Source organism: Nocardia sp. NPDC051052, from assembly GCF_044456045.1.
Lineage (GTDB): Bacteria > Actinomycetota > Actinomycetes > Mycobacteriales > Mycobacteriaceae > Nocardia.
The window spans coordinates 139081-152167 of record NZ_JBITFL010000016.1; the positions used below are offsets into that span (position 1 = coordinate 139081).

The window sequence follows — 13087 nt, forward strand, 5'->3', positions numbered from 1 at the left end:
GAGCGGCTTATGCCAGTGCCGCCGGGTACCGCGCTTCGCCGCACCCGTAAAGACCGATGGGCCGCCCGAAATAACGACATCTCGTGATTCGCCGACCCGCTCGTTACCCGAAGTATTACTGGCATGACAAGCAACGAGATCCGCCCCTTCCGCATCGACATCCCGCAGGCCGACCTCGACGATCTGCGCGACCGGCTGGCCCGCACCCGCTGGATCGACGACCTGCCCGGCACCGGCTGGGAGCGCGGCGTGCCGACCGCCTACCTCAGGGAACTGGCCGGCTACTGGGCGGAGAAGTTCGACTGGCGCGCCACCGAAGCGGAGCTCAACCGGCACCCGCAGTTCATTACCACCATCGACGGACAGAACGTGCACTTCCTGCACGTCCGCTCGGCCGAGGCCGACGCCACCCCGCTGCTCCTGCTGCACGGCTGGCCGAGCTCGGTGATCGACTTCCTCGACGTGATCGGCCCGCTCACCGACCCGAAGGCGCACGGTGCGCCCGACGCACCCGCCTTCCACCTGGTCATCCCGTCGCTGCCGGGACACGGCTTCTCCGGGCCGGTGACCGAGCCGGGCTGGCACGACGGCCGGGTCGCGGCCGCGCTCGCCGAGCTGATGGCGCGCCTGGACTACGACCGCTACGGCGTGCAGGGCGGTGATCACGGCGCGTTCCTGGCGCCGCTGCTCGGCCGGGTGGACGACGACCATGTGCTCGGCGTGCACGTCAACGCGCTGGTCATCTTCCCGACCGGCGATCCAGCCGATATGGCCGCGCTGACCGACGCCGAGCGCGAGCGGCTGGGCCGGCGGCAGAAGTTCCAGGACGACGGCTCGGCCTACATGAAACTGAAGGGTTCCCGGCCGAACACCATCGCGCAGCTGGTGGCCGATTCCCCGGCCGGGCAGCTCGGCTGGATCGTGGAGAAGTACAAGGAGTGGGTCGACCAGGTGCACGAACTGCCCGAGCAGGCGATCGACAAGGACCGGATGCTGGCCAACATCAGCGTCTACTGGTTCACCGACACCGCGCGCAGCGTGGCGAACTTCTACTACGAGCGGTTCCATGACGCCGCCATGTTCGCGCCGAAGCCGAAGGGCACCGTGCCGACCGGGGTCGCGGTATTCAAGGACGGCGACTACGCCATCCGCCGCTTCGCTGAGCAGGCACACACCATCACGCACTGGTCGGAGTTCTACTCCGGCGGCCACTTTCCGGCCCTCGAAGTGCCGGAGCTGCTCGTCGGTGACATACGCGAGTTCTTCCGCACGCTGATCTGAGCGTGCGAAAGACCCAGGGGCAGGCAGCGATTCGCCGCCTGCCCCTGGGTCGATTCAGTCCAGACCCGCCAGCCTCCCGAGGATGGTGGCCGCCATTGCCGCGGGGTCGCCGTGGTCGGGGCGTAAGACGAGTTCGGCTTCGGTGGGGGACTCGTAGGGGTCGTCGATGCCGGTGAAGCCGCGGATCTCGCCGGCGCGGGCCTTGGCGTACATGCCTTTCGGATCGCGGGATTCGCAGACGTCGAGGGGGGTGTCGACGAAGACCTCTACGAAGGGGATGCCCGATTCCAGGTGTGCCGCGCGGACCCGGTCGCGGTCGGCGCGGTAGGGGCTGATCAGTGAAACCACCGCCACCACACCGGCTTCGGCGAACAGGCGGGCGACTTCGCCGACGCGGCGCACGTTCTCGACGCGGTCGGCGGCGCTGAAGCCGAGGTCCGTGTTCAGTCCGTGCCGCAGATTGTCGCCGTCGAGCAGGAAGGCGGGGCGGCCCGCGGCGACCAGGCGGCGTTCGAGTTCCACGGCGACGGTGGACTTTCCGGAGCCGGACAGGCCGGTGAGCCAGACGGTGAGACCGCGGGTCGCGCGTTCGTCCCGGCCGACCGCGGTCGAGTGCCAGACCACCCGCGAAGACGGCAGGCTCGGGCCGGTGATCATGCCTGCGCCGACGGTGTTGTTGGTGGTGTCGTCGACCAGGATGAAGCTGCCGGTGAATCGATTGCGGCGGTACGGATCGAACAGCAGCGGCTGGCGGGTGCGCAGCTGGACGCGGCCTATTTCGTTGAGCGACAACGACTCCGCGTTCTCGTCGCGATGCAGCGTATTGACGTCGAGCCGGTAGTCCAGTGTCCGCACCTCCACCGTGGCGGTGCGGGTGGTGTGCCGGATGGTGTAGGTCGAGCCGGGGGTGAGCTGTGACTCGTCGGCGAACCAGCAGACCATCGCGTCGAGATCGCGCCCCGCCGTGGGGCGATTGTTCGGGCGGCAGATCATGTCGCCACGGGACACGTCGAGGTGGTCGGCGAGCTGCATGGTCACCGCCTGTGGTGGATAGGCTTCCGCGACCGCCGTGCCGCCTGGCCCCCAGATGGCCTCGACGGTCGTGGTGAATCCGGAAGGCAGCACCGCCACCTCGTCGCCGGGCTTGAACACCCCGCCCACCACCGTGCCCGCGTAACCACGGAAATCCTGTGCGTGGCTGCGGGTTACGTATTGCACCGGGAATCGCGCGTCGATCAGGTTGCGGTCGGAGGCGATGTGCACCTCTTCGAGATGGTGCAGCAGGGGAGTGCCCTCGTACCAGGGCATGCTGGCGCCGCGGTGCACGATGTTCTCGCCGTCCAGCGCCGACATCGGCACGAAGGTCAGGTCGAAGATGTCGAGTTTCGAGGCGAACTGCGCGAATTCGGTGCGGATCTCCTCGAACCTGGCCTGCGACCAGTCGACCAGGTCCATCTTGTTGACGCACAGCACCAGGTGCGGGATGCCGAGCAGGCTGGCCAGGAACGCGTGCCTACGGGTTTGCTCCACCACGCCCTTGCGGGCGTCGACCAGGATCAGCGCGAGGTCGGCGGTGGACGCACCGGTCACCATGTTGCGGGTGTACTGGATGTGGCCGGGGGTGTCGGCGATGATGAATTTCCGTCGGGGCGTGGCGAAATAGCGGTGCGCGACGTCGATGGTGATGCCCTGTTCGCGTTCGGCGCGTAGTCCGTCGGTGAGCAGGGCCAGGTTCGGGTAGTCGTCGCCGCGGTCGCGGCTGGTCCGCTCCACGGCGGCGAGCTGATCGGTGAAGATCGTCTTGGAATCGAAGAGCAGGCGGCCGATGAGGGTCGATTTGCCGTCGTCGACGCTGCCCGCGGTGGCGAGACGCAGCAGTGTTGCGGTCATCAGAAGTAACCCTCTCGTTTGCGATCTTCCATGCCCGCCTCGGAGATTCGATCGTCGGCGCGGGTGGCGCCGCGTTCGGTGACCCTGGCCGCGGCGACCTCCGTGACCACCTCGGCGGGGGTGGCCGCGGTCGATTCCACGCAGCCGGTGCAGGTGGCATCGCCGACCGTGCGGAACCGCACCGTCGTCTCGTGCGGTTCCTCGCCGTCCAGGAGTTCCAGGAAGCGGGTGTGCGCCAACAACATTCCGTCGCGCTGCACCACCGGGCGGCGGTGCGCGTAGTAGAGCGGCGGCAGGTCGATGCCCTCGGCGGCGATGTAGGTCCAGATGTCTAGCTCGGTCCAGTTCGACAGCGGGAACACCCGAATGTGTTCGCCCGCACGGTGTCTGCCGTTGTAGAGGTTCCACAGCTCCGGTCGCTGGCTGCGCGGATCCCACTGGCCGTACTGGTCGCGGAAGCTGAACACGCGCTCCTTGGCACGCGCCTTCTCCTCGTCGCGCCGGGCGCCACCGAAGACCGCGTCGTAGCCGCCTTCCTGGATCGACCGCAGCAACGTGGTGGTCTGCAACCGGTTGCGCGAGGTGCGCGGCCCGGTCTCCTCGACGACCCGGCCCGCGTCGATATCGTCCTGCACGCTGCCGACCACCAGCCGCAGCCCGAACCGCGCGACCGTCTCGTCGCGGAAGGCGATCACCTCGTCGAAGTTGTGTCCGGTGTCGATGTGCAGCACCGGGAACGGCAGCGGCGCGGGCCAGAAGGCCTTGGCCGCCAGGTGCAGCATCACCACCGAGTCCTTGCCGCCGGAGAACAGCAACACCGGACGTTCGAATGTTGCCGCTACTTCACGGAATATATGTGCCGACTCGGCCTCGAGCGCGTCAAGATGAGGCAGCTCGTAGGTGCTCGCCGTCGACTTCGCGTACTGGCTCACACCGCAAAACTAGAACACGTTTCGACTGTTGGCAACAGCTCACCGCATTCCGGTGGGTGCCGGAATCGAGAGGTGCCGATCGGTGTCAAGTCCAGGATGACTGCTTCGCCGGTCGAACGCCACCGGAAGCGGTGGTCACGGCATCGGCCGCCGCGACTAGAGCCGTTCCGCGCCGGTCGATTTCGGCGCCGGTGATGGACGCGCCGACGTACATGGTCAGCACCATGTTCTGCCTGCCGTCGCCGCCGTAGGTCGGCGCGGCGAGCAGGCTGACCGGGTGTTCCTTGCGCGGCCGCAGATCCGTGCCGAGATACACCCGCTCGCCGAGGCTCGTCACCAGTTCGCCGACCAGTTCGCGCAGCTCATCGGGCAGCTCGCGGGCGGCGAACCCGGCCAGCATCGAGTACAGCCTGCCACCCGCGGTGGTCAGGCTTTCCACCAGATAACCGCGCTCGCGACATTCGGTGACGATCTGCCGTAGCCGCGCCTCGTCCTGCTGCAACGGCACCGTCGCCGGTTTCGCGAGCCAGGCATCGAACGCCGCGGCGGTATCCCACAGCACGTACATCAGGCCGACCGGCGGCGCGAAGTGGTAGGCCGCGCCGACCTTCACCATTCCGGGCCCGGTGCTTTCCAAGACCATGATCTGCTCGCCGACCACGGCTGACGCGGTGCAGGTGGTGCGGTATTGCGCGGCGAGTTTCTCCAGCTCGGTGCGGGCGAGCGCGGAAATCGCGAAGCTGTCCTGGGCGACCCGGCCCGCGGCGATCAGCGCAGGCCCGAGGCCGTAGGTGAGCGTGTCGGCGTCGCGGACCAGGTAGCCGCCGGCGGTGAGCTCGGTGAGAATGCCGAGGCAGGTCGGTTTCGCCAGGTCGAGGGCGCGGGCGAGCTCGGACAGGCCGAAGCGCTTGCCGCGCTGCTCGACGAGGAAATCCAATACCTGCACCACCCGCACCGTGGGGGCGGATCTACGGCTCACCATTGACCACTCCTAGAACACGTTCTAATCTTGCCTCAGACGAAATGTACCAGAGTGGTACGTATTTGGAACACCGCGATTCAATGGAGACCTTTTGCTGACACAGCCGTTCGCGGACGCCATCGCCGCCGCCGAGCAGATCATCACCGAGGCCGCGCATATCCGCACCGAACAGGACCTCGTCGAGGGCTACGACTACCTGGCGGGCAGCATCCGCGCGGCCCTGCAGATGGCGTGGGCGTACGAGCGCGACTTTCCGTTCTTCGTCCAGTCCACCGGGCCCTACACGAAAATGGGCCTCGACAACCCGGACACCCTCTACTTCCACTCCTACCTGCGACCGGACGCGGAATACGTGGTCACCGGAAAACGCGGTACCACACGGGATTTGAGCTTCCAGGTGCTGAACGGCAACTACTCGCCGGTGGATGTGCCGGACAGTCTCACGGCCTTCGACGACCGTTCCTTGGCGGTCGGGCCGGACGGTTCTTACGAACTGCGGCTCGGCCCCGGCGAAGCGCGCCCGGGCTATGTGCACCTCGCCGCGGACTCGGCCATGCTGGTTGTCCGTGAGGTCTACAGCGATTGGCCCGCCGAAAAGCCGGGCACGATCAGGATCGCGCGGGTCGACGGCATGGGCGACGCACCACCGCCGCTGACGAAAGACGTGCTGACCAAGCGGTACGGCGTCGCGGGCAAGATGCTGATCTCCCGGCTGAAGACCTTCCTGGCCTTCCCGGAGTGGTTCTATTTGAACCTGCCGGTGAACACCATGACCGAACCGCGTTCGACGCCGGGCGGTCTCACCACCCAGTTCTCCTCGGCGGGCCACTACGAGCTCGGCGACGACCAGGCGATGATCATCACGGTGCCGAAATCCGATGCGCCGTATCAGGGTTTCCAGCTCGGCAGCATGTGGTACCTGTCGCTGGACTACATCAATCATCAGACCAGCCTCACCGCCGACCAGGCGCACGTGGATGCCGACGGAATGATCCGGCTGGTGGTCAGCGAGCGAAACCCGGGGCTGGCGAACTGGATCGAACGCACGGGGCACGACCGCGGGTACCTGCAGTTCCGCTGGCAGCGGCTGGCCCGTGACATGAAACCCGAGGACGGGCCGACGGTCGAGGTGGTGCCGGTCGACGAACTGGCGCAACGACTTCCGTGCTACGACCAGGCGCGCGTCACGCCGGAACAATGGCGCGCACGAATCGCGGTACGGCAGGCGGCCGTCGCGGAAAGGATGCTCGGCTGATGTTGTTGCAGGACAAAGTGGTGGTGGTCTCCGGGGTGGGCCCCGGGCTCGGACGCGCCATCGCGGTGCAGAGCGCCAAGGCGGGTGCCGATGTGGTGCTCGCGTCGCGCACCGAATCGCGGCTCACCGAGGTGGCCAAGGAAATCACCGAACTCGGCAGGCGCGCGGTGGTGGTGCCGACCGATATCAACGACGAGGACGCCGCCGTCCACCTGGTCGAGGCCGCGCACAGCGCGTTCGGCCGGGTGGACACGCTGGTGAACAACGCGTTCGCGATTCCGCCGATCACCGACCTGGCCGACGTGGACCTCGACCAGGTGCGTGCCGGATTCGAGACCAATGTGCTTGCGGCGCTGCGGTTGACGCGGCTGTTCATTCCGGCGCTCACCGAGTCCAACGGCTCGGTGGTGATGATCAACTCCGCCGTGCTGCGGCACTCGCGGCGCACCTTCGGGCCCTACAAAATGGCCAAGGCCAGCCTGCTCGCGCTGGCGCAGAGCCTGGCCACCGAGCTAGGGCCGCGCGGCATCCGGGTGAATACCATTGCCCCCGGCTACATCTGGGCCGACAACCTGAAGTGGTACTTCAACTATCTCGCCGAACAGCGCGGCATCACCGCCGACCAGGTCTACGCCGAGACGGCCGAGATCATCGATCTGCGCAAGCTGCCCGAGCCCGACGAGATCGCCGACGCGGTGGTGTTCTTCGCCTCGCCGATGGCGCGCGCGATCACCGGCGCGTGCCTGGATGTCAACGGCGGCGAGTACCACCACTGATCGGGTGCGCGTGTCGCGCACCACTACTGAGGAGATGACGTTGATCGGTAGGGACGATGTCGGGACCATCGATGATCTGCACGCGTCGGCGACCAAGGTCGTCGGGCTGGCCGATTTCGGTGCCGGCGACTACCGCACCGGGCTCGAGGTGCTGCTCGAGTCCTATGCCAAGGATGCGGAGCTGACGCCGTTCGGCAACAAGGTGAATCGCGCGTTCCTGCGCGGGGCACTGATCGCCAGGCTGCTCAGCGAGGCCGCGTGGCAACGCTTTCCGGCGCACGCCGAGGTGGCGATCGAGCGGCCGATCTTCGTGACCGGCCTGCCGCGCTCGGGGACGACGGCGGTGCACCGGCTGCTCAACGCGGATCCGGCGCATCAGGGCTTGGAGATGTGGCTCACCGAGATGCCGCAGCCGCGGCCGCCGCGCGAGACCTGGGCGAGCAATCCGGTGTATCAGCGGATCGAGGCGGCGTTCGAGAAACATCACGTGGAGCATCCCGAATTCATGGGCGTGCACCACATTTCCGCCGACCAGGTGGAGGAGTGCTGGCAGTTGCTGCGGCAGTCGGCGATGTCGGTGTCCTACGAGTGCCTTGGGTACCTGCCGAGCTACTCCGAGTGGTTGCGGGAGCAGGACTGGACCGGCGCCTATCGCAGGCATCGGCGCAACCTGCAGCTGATCGGCATGCCCGACGCCGGGCGGCGATGGGTACTGAAGAATCCGAGCCATTTGTTTGCACTGGACGCCATTTTCGAGGTGTATCCGGACGCGCTCGTCATCCAGATGCATCGCGATCCGCGAACGATCATCGCGTCGGTGTGCAGTCTTAACGAGCAGGCTTCGGCGGGCTGGTCCGACAAGTTCCGCGGGCCGGTGGTCGGTGCCGCGCAACTGGATCTGTGGGCGCGTGGGGCCGATCGATTCCTGGCAGACCGGCAGCGCCACAACGCCGCCCAGTTCTGCGATGTGGACTATGACGACTTCGTCGCGGATCCGATCGGCACCGTCGAATCGATCTACCGGCATTTCGATCTGCCGCTGACCGAGGACGCGACCTCGGCGATGTCGGCGCTGCACGCGGAAAGCACCTCGGGCGCGGCACGTCCGGTACACCGCTACACCCTCGAGGACTTCGGACTCACCGCCGACCAAGTCGACGAACGGTTCGCAGCGTATCGAGAGGCGCACTTCCCAGGTCGCTGATCGACAGCGTTGCCGCGCACGGCAATTCGTGCATGCATGCACTGTGTGCAGCAATCGGGCGCACGGACGGCTTCGGCCGCTCCGTGCGCCCGAATCTGTGATGCCCTGGCAGCCACGACATCTCATGCATCAATGCAGAGCACGCAAAACAGGGGCGCGCGACGTGACGGTTTACGGCTGGCCGGGCTTGAGGGTGATGAACAAGCCGTGGGCTTCGGCGCAGAGGCGATCGCCGTCGTGCAGGGTGGCGCGGACGTACACCTTGCGGCCCTCTTGGCGTTCGGCCCAGGCGCGGACCTGGAGCTCGGTGCGCAGCGGGGTGATGGAGCGGTAGTCGACGGTGAGCGACGCGGTTCTGGTCACCTGACCGGCGTAGACCGCCGCGGCCATGCCGAGCAGGTCGTCGAAGCCGACCGCGACCATGCCGCCATGCGCGGCGTTGTTGCCGCCGAGGTGGAAGGTGCGGAAGGTGATGCGCGCCTCGACTCCGTCGCGGCCGACGTGATCGAAGACGAAGGGCGGCAGCGTGATGTTGCCGCGGCCGGGCAGGTCGTGCCTGGTCCAGTTCGGCGTGGACCACTCGTCGACGATCGCGGCGTCCAGCTTGTCGTTCAGCTGCTTGAGCAGGCCGATCGTTTCCACGGCCAGCTCGTCGGAGGGCGAGGCGAGCCGCACACGGTCCATCAGCCCGCGCACCTGCTCGATGAATTCGCCGTGGTGCGGTCCGCCGCGGCTGATATCGATGTTCTGCTCGTGCGCCTCGATCAGCTCGCTCATCGGCCGGAAAGCGCCCTCGTGGTGCTCCTCGCTCGGCAGCGAGTCACCGGCCTGTTGTTCGTTCATGCAGAACACGTTATAGGTTGCCCGCCGAATGCTCGCATTTCGGGCCTACTTCGGCGAAATCGTGGCCGGGCCCGAATCGCCCGATGTGGCCTAGGCTGGTTCGCGATCATCAATCCCGGTTACTCAGGGGGAACCCGAAGGGTGGCGGCGCGGTCTCGATGAACGTCGGCCACCGAGCGTAATGACAGGTCCGGCTGGCGAAAGGCGTTGGTTAGATGGGTATTACGGCAGTTGTCTTCGACATGGACGGCGTACTGATCGACTCCGAGCCGGTGTGGGAAAAGGTTCGCCGGGACTATGTCGCGGAGCGGGGCGGCCAGTGGCTGCCCGACACCCAGCAGCGGTTGATGGGCATGAGCACCCGGGAATGGTCGGAATATCTGAGTGCCGATCTAGGCGTCGACGCCGCGCCGGAGACGGTGGCGCGTGACGTGATCGAGCGGATGGCCGCGCATTACGACCGCGACGTCCCGCTGCTGCCCGGCGCCATCGACGCGGTCCAGCGGATGAGCGAGAAGTGGCCGCTCGGCGTCGCCAGCTCGTCGCCACGCGCCCTGATCGACGTCGTCCTCGGCCGCACCGGACTGATCGAATTCTTCAACGTCACCTTCTCCACCGAGGAGGTCGATCGCGGCAAACCCGCCCCCGACGTCTACGTGGCCGTCGCCGCTTTCCTCCGCCAACGCCCCGCCGACTGTGCCGCAGTAGAAGATTCGAGCAACGGCATGCGCTCGGCACACGCGGCGGGCATGCGCGTCATAGCCGCCCCTCGCCCCGAATACCCCCCGGCCCCCGACGCACTGGCTCTGGCCACGCACGTGATCAACGACCTCGCCGAACTCACCCCTACCCTCGTCACCGAGCCCGCCTGACCGGCAAGTGCCGTGCACCCCGCCGCCGTCAGGTCCTGTCCGGACGGTACGAGGTGAGCAGGGTGCGGGCGGCGGACGTGAGGTCGGTGTCCAGCCAGTCGGGGCGGGTGGGAGCGTGCGCGTGCCTGCGGAGGGCGGCGTAGGGGAGGTCGACCACGGCTCGGCTGACGGCGTCGATTTCGCGGTCGCCCGCGCGGCCGAAGAGGGCGGTGGCGAGGCGGCGGAGGTGGCCGATCAAGGGGGCATTCATGGTGCTGAGGCGGGCGCGGAAGTCGTCGTCGGGGCCGCCGTCCAAGAGATCGCTGACGCGCAGGTTGAGCAGAAGTCTTGCGTCGTCGGGTAATTCGCGGCCGAAGACGAGGGCGGCGCTGACCATGGCGACGCCCGCTTCGACGGGGTCGGGGTGCTCGTCGGCGGCGGCCAGCACGCCGCGCTGAAAGCGTTCGAGTGCGCGCAGCCAGGCGGCGGTGAGCACGCCGTTGCGGTTGCCGAAGCGGTGGTACAGCGTGCCGACGGGGGCGCCGCTGGCCTCGGCGATCGCGGCCACGCTGGCCGCGCGGGGTCCGTCGGTGAGCACCAGGGTGCGGGTTGCGTCGAGGATCACGTCGGTGTCGTGCTTGCGGGGAGGGGCCATGTACTAGTACGTTCCTTCTATATGGAGCGATTGTCTTATATTGACGAGCATGCCAGATCCATCGACGCGAATCGCGACCGGGTCTGGACCGCACTGCTGAAAGTTCTCTGTAAAGACCCGACGGATCCGGCCACCCTGCCGACCGGCTTCGTGCTGGACGCGGTGGTGGCGCCCGCCCGGCTGGCAATGAAAGGGCGGCACTGGTTTTCGAAGTACGCCCTGATCTTCGAACTCGACGACGAGGGCGCGAACCGGACCCGCGTCCGTGCGATGACCTTGGCGAATTTCCCTGGGCCGCATGGCAAGATCTATCGCGCGCTGGTCATCGGCAGCGGCGGCCACAAGATCGTGGTGCGCCGGATGCTCCGGCAGATCGCGGCCGCGGCATGATCGGCATGGTCTGGGGCGCGACGAAAGCCGAGTGCGCCGATCCGCTCCCGTGTGACGACCTGCGACCAGATGGCCTGCACGCGGATCGCGCCATCAGCATCGACGCTCCGCCCGACCTCGTCTATGCGTGGCTATGCCAATTGCGGGTCGCCCCTTACAGTTACGATCTCCTCGACCACTGGGGCCGCCCCAGCCCGCGCCATCGCGACCCGCGACTCGTCGAACTCGAAGTGGGGCAACACTTCATGGCGCACTTCGAGCTGGCGTCGTTTGCGCTGAATCAGCACATCACCCTTGTCGCCGGGAAGATCGTCGTTACCTACGCGGTGCGCCCCGAAGGAGCGGGTACGCGGCTGGTTGCCCGGGTGTGGATGAGCGGCCCACGAATTGTCGGACGCCTGCTGGCCATCGGAGACCTTGCCATGATGCGCAAGCAACTGCTGACGTTGCGGGGACTGGCCGAAGCCGAGCACCGCGCCGAGCCGAGAGCCGGACTCGGACCGCGGAGGTAAGTCCAGCCCCTGTCGGCGTGTTGCGTGCACCCGTGCGATTCGCGCAGCGGGTCTCGCATCGAGCATGATCACCATATGGCACCTGATGTTCAGCTCGGCGAAGTCCGGACTTGGTATGACGAAACCGGCGACGGCGAGCCGGTATTGCTGCTGCACGGCGGCTTCGTGGACTCGCGGTCGTTCGAACCCGCCGTCGCCGGATTGGCCGAGCATTTCCGGGTTTTCCGGATGGATCGCCGCGGCCACGGCCGCACCCCCGATGTCGAGGGGCCGATGTCCTATGACCTGATGGCACAGGACACCATCGCGTTCCTCGACACCGTGGTCGGCGGCGCCGCGCACCTGGTCGGCTACAGCGACGGTGCGATCGTCGCGCTGCTGGTGGCGTTGCGCAGGCCGGACCTGGTCCGCAAGCTGGTCTCGATCAGCGGCAACTTCCACCGCGACGGTGTGCTGCCCGGCGTGCTCGACGGTTTCGCACACGAGGAACCGATGCAGCGCTTGGCCACTCGCTACGGCGAGGTGTCGCCGGACGGGGAGGAGCACTTCAAGGTTGTCGCCGACAAGATGCTCCAGATGGCGCAGCGGGAGCCGACGATGACCGTCGAGGAACTCGGCGGCATCACCAGCAGGACCCTCGTCATCGGCGCCGACGACGACGCGATGAGCCTGGAACACACGATCGCCCTCTACCGCGCGATCCCGGATTCGGAGCTCGCGATCGTCCCCGGCACGTCGCATCTGCTCGTCGTCGAAAAGCCCGCCGAGGTCTACCGCCTCGTCGGCATCTTCCTCACCACCGACGCGACCCAAACCTGGCAGCCGATCCGCCGCGCCTGACCGACCTGAATCGAACGTTTCCACCCGGTAGCAGAAGCCGGGCCACGCTTTCGTCCGCACGACATTTCGGCAAACTATGCGCTAACGACAGCGCAGTTGGACATTTGACCGGTCATGCTGAACGGCATGGACTTCATGAAACCAGCCGAACAGCTGTTAGCGCAGGTTGCGGCCCGGTTCGGCTCCGCGGAAGCCTTCCTCGACAAGCTGGCAGACGTGCGCGCCCAGGCTACCGACGACACCATCGAGATGCCGCGTGTCGTCGGCGGGTTGCCGACAATTTACTGAAACTGATTAAGTTCGGCTACATCGAACTTCCATAGCTCGAACCCCGCCGACACGTTGTCGCCCACCGAACTAGCGACTGGTCTGTGCGCGGTCGAGCAGCAATGCGCGCTCGGCCCTGTTGCCGGTCAGCTCGGCGGCGCGCAGGAACTCCGCGCGCGCTTCCGCGTGACGACCGAGTTGGCCGAGCAGATCGCCGCGCACGGCGTTGTAGAGGTGATAAGTGTCCAGCGCGCCCGACAGTGCGTCGATCCTCGCCTCACTGCATCGAACGGCCGCCCGCTGAATCGACATCGCACGGAAGATTCGCAGGTATCGCTTGAATCACGCTTTGGTAATTCGCAATTGACATCACCACAGGTGGACGCCGATGGTGAGAAGCTACCTGCAC

At 66.9% G+C, this 13087-nt stretch carries 15 protein-coding genes; 9 read left to right on the plus strand and 6 right to left on the minus strand.

Annotated features, from left to right (window positions below):
• Window positions 1-123 precede the first annotated feature (123 nt).
• Window positions 124-1281, plus strand: a complete 1158-nt coding sequence (locus ACIBCN_RS38530; protein ID WP_396997053.1) for an epoxide hydrolase family protein — start codon at window positions 124-126, stop codon at window positions 1279-1281.
• 54 nt (window positions 1282-1335) lie between these two features.
• Here ACIBCN_RS38530 and cysC read toward each other — a convergent pair whose 3' ends face one another.
• The 3 genes from cysC to ACIBCN_RS38545 all read right to left on the minus strand — a co-directional run bounded on the left by cysC (window position 1336) and on the right by ACIBCN_RS38545 (window position 5085).
• Window positions 1336-3171: an adenylyl-sulfate kinase gene (gene cysC, locus ACIBCN_RS38535; RefSeq protein WP_396997054.1), complete on the minus strand. Its 1836-nt coding sequence runs from the start codon at window positions 3169-3171 to the stop codon at window positions 1336-1338.
• Window positions 3171-4103: a sulfate adenylyltransferase subunit CysD gene (gene cysD, locus ACIBCN_RS38540; protein ID WP_396997055.1), complete on the minus strand. Its 933-nt coding sequence runs from the start codon at window positions 4101-4103 to the stop codon at window positions 3171-3173. The genes cysC and cysD overlap by 1 nt, the downstream gene beginning before the upstream one ends.
• 85 nt (window positions 4104-4188) lie before the next feature.
• Window positions 4189-5085 (minus strand): helix-turn-helix domain-containing protein, encoded by an 897-nt coding sequence (locus ACIBCN_RS38545; RefSeq protein WP_396997057.1) that lies wholly within the window; start codon window positions 5083-5085, stop codon window positions 4189-4191.
• A gap of 91 nt (window positions 5086-5176) precedes the next feature.
• On the opposite strand from ACIBCN_RS38545, the gene ACIBCN_RS38550 reads away from it, so the two are divergent.
• Genes ACIBCN_RS38550 through ACIBCN_RS38560 form a run of 3 tightly spaced genes read left to right on the plus strand, consistent with a single transcriptional unit; the run spans window position 5177 to window position 8320 of the window.
• Window positions 5177-6340: a hypothetical protein gene (locus ACIBCN_RS38550; RefSeq protein WP_396997058.1), complete on the plus strand. Its 1164-nt coding sequence runs from the start codon at window positions 5177-5179 to the stop codon at window positions 6338-6340.
• Window positions 6340-7116, plus strand: coding sequence for an SDR family oxidoreductase (locus ACIBCN_RS38555; protein WP_396997059.1), 777 nt, complete (start codon window positions 6340-6342; stop codon window positions 7114-7116). The genes ACIBCN_RS38550 and ACIBCN_RS38555 overlap by 1 nt, the downstream gene beginning before the upstream one ends.
• 34 nt (window positions 7117-7150) lie before the next feature.
• Window positions 7151-8320: a sulfotransferase family protein gene (locus tag ACIBCN_RS38560; RefSeq protein WP_396997060.1), complete on the plus strand. Its 1170-nt coding sequence runs from the start codon at window positions 7151-7153 to the stop codon at window positions 8318-8320.
• 171 nt (window positions 8321-8491) lie between these two features.
• Here ACIBCN_RS38560 and ACIBCN_RS38565 read toward each other — a convergent pair whose 3' ends face one another.
• The gene (locus ACIBCN_RS38565; protein WP_396997061.1) at window positions 8492-9163 is read right to left on the minus strand and encodes a PaaI family thioesterase; all 672 of its coding nucleotides are present in this window, start codon (window positions 9161-9163) and stop codon (window positions 8492-8494) included.
• A 215-nt stretch (window positions 9164-9378) separates the two neighbouring features.
• On the opposite strand from ACIBCN_RS38565, the gene ACIBCN_RS38570 reads away from it, so the two are divergent.
• A complete protein-coding gene (locus ACIBCN_RS38570) occupies window positions 9379-10035 on the plus strand; it encodes an HAD family hydrolase (RefSeq protein ID WP_396997062.1) in 657 nt (218 codons plus the stop codon).
• 28 nt (window positions 10036-10063) lie between these two features.
• On the opposite strand, the gene ACIBCN_RS38575 is transcribed toward ACIBCN_RS38570, so the two are convergent.
• A complete protein-coding gene (locus ACIBCN_RS38575) occupies window positions 10064-10669 on the minus strand; it encodes a TetR/AcrR family transcriptional regulator (RefSeq protein ID WP_396997063.1) in 606 nt (201 codons plus the stop codon).
• A gap of 21 nt (window positions 10670-10690) precedes the next feature.
• On the opposite strand from ACIBCN_RS38575, the gene ACIBCN_RS38580 reads away from it, so the two are divergent.
• From ACIBCN_RS38580 to ACIBCN_RS38595, 4 genes are all read left to right on the plus strand, one after another.
• On the plus strand, window positions 10691-11059 hold the full coding sequence (locus tag ACIBCN_RS38580; RefSeq protein ID WP_396997064.1) for a hypothetical protein: 369 nt from the start codon (window positions 10691-10693) through the stop codon (window positions 11057-11059).
• Window positions 11056-11571 carry a hypothetical protein gene (locus tag ACIBCN_RS38585; RefSeq protein WP_396997066.1) on the plus strand — a complete coding sequence of 172 codons (516 nt, stop codon included), beginning with the start codon at window positions 11056-11058 and terminating at the stop codon, window positions 11569-11571. The genes ACIBCN_RS38580 and ACIBCN_RS38585 overlap by 4 nt, the downstream gene beginning before the upstream one ends.
• A 75-nt stretch (window positions 11572-11646) precedes the next feature.
• Window positions 11647-12411, plus strand: coding sequence for an alpha/beta fold hydrolase (locus ACIBCN_RS38590; protein WP_396997067.1), 765 nt, complete (start codon window positions 11647-11649; stop codon window positions 12409-12411).
• 114 nt (window positions 12412-12525) lie between these two features.
• The gene (locus ACIBCN_RS38595; protein ID WP_396997068.1) at window positions 12526-12699 is read left to right on the plus strand and encodes a hypothetical protein; all 174 of its coding nucleotides are present in this window, start codon (window positions 12526-12528) and stop codon (window positions 12697-12699) included.
• 69 nt (window positions 12700-12768) lie between these two features.
• Here the strand turns inward: ACIBCN_RS38595 and ACIBCN_RS38600 are convergent, their stop codons facing one another.
• Entirely contained in the window at window positions 12769-12990 is a 222-nt protein-coding gene (locus ACIBCN_RS38600; RefSeq protein WP_396997069.1) for a transcriptional regulator, read from the minus strand.
• Window positions 12991-13087: the final 97 nt, after the last annotated feature.

Bases quoted from the DNA above. Each gene is read 5' to 3' on its own strand.
- cysC (WP_396997054.1), bottom strand. From the start codon at position 3,171: ATGACCGCAACACTGCTGCGTCTCGCCACCGCGGGCAGCGTCGACGAC.
- ACIBCN_RS38545 (WP_396997057.1), bottom strand. From the start codon at position 5,085: ATGGTGAGCCGTAGATCCGCCCCCACGGTGCGGGTGGTGCAGGTATTG.
- ACIBCN_RS38590 (WP_396997067.1), top strand. From the start codon at position 11,647: ATGGCACCTGATGTTCAGCTCGGCGAAGTCCGGACTTGGTATGACGAA.
- ACIBCN_RS38600 (WP_396997069.1), bottom strand. From the start codon at position 12,990: ATGTCGATTCAGCGGGCGGCCGTTCGATGCAGTGAGGCGAGGATCGAC.
- ACIBCN_RS38530 (WP_396997053.1), top strand. From the start codon at position 124: ATGACAAGCAACGAGATCCGCCCCTTCCGCATCGACATCCCGCAGGCC.
- ACIBCN_RS38595 (WP_396997068.1), top strand. From the start codon at position 12,526: ATGCTGAACGGCATGGACTTCATGAAACCAGCCGAACAGCTGTTAGCG.
- ACIBCN_RS38575 (WP_396997063.1), bottom strand. From the start codon at position 10,669: ATGGCCCCTCCCCGCAAGCACGACACCGACGTGATCCTCGACGCAACC.
- ACIBCN_RS38560 (WP_396997060.1), top strand. From the start codon at position 7,151: ATGACGTTGATCGGTAGGGACGATGTCGGGACCATCGATGATCTGCAC.
- ACIBCN_RS38585 (WP_396997066.1), top strand. From the start codon at position 11,056: ATGATCGGCATGGTCTGGGGCGCGACGAAAGCCGAGTGCGCCGATCCG.
- ACIBCN_RS38555 (WP_396997059.1), top strand. From the start codon at position 6,340: ATGTTGTTGCAGGACAAAGTGGTGGTGGTCTCCGGGGTGGGCCCCGGG.
- ACIBCN_RS38565 (WP_396997061.1), bottom strand. From the start codon at position 9,163: ATGAACGAACAACAGGCCGGTGACTCGCTGCCGAGCGAGGAGCACCAC.
- ACIBCN_RS38570 (WP_396997062.1), top strand. From the start codon at position 9,379: ATGGGTATTACGGCAGTTGTCTTCGACATGGACGGCGTACTGATCGAC.
- ACIBCN_RS38580 (WP_396997064.1), top strand. From the start codon at position 10,691: ATGGAGCGATTGTCTTATATTGACGAGCATGCCAGATCCATCGACGCG.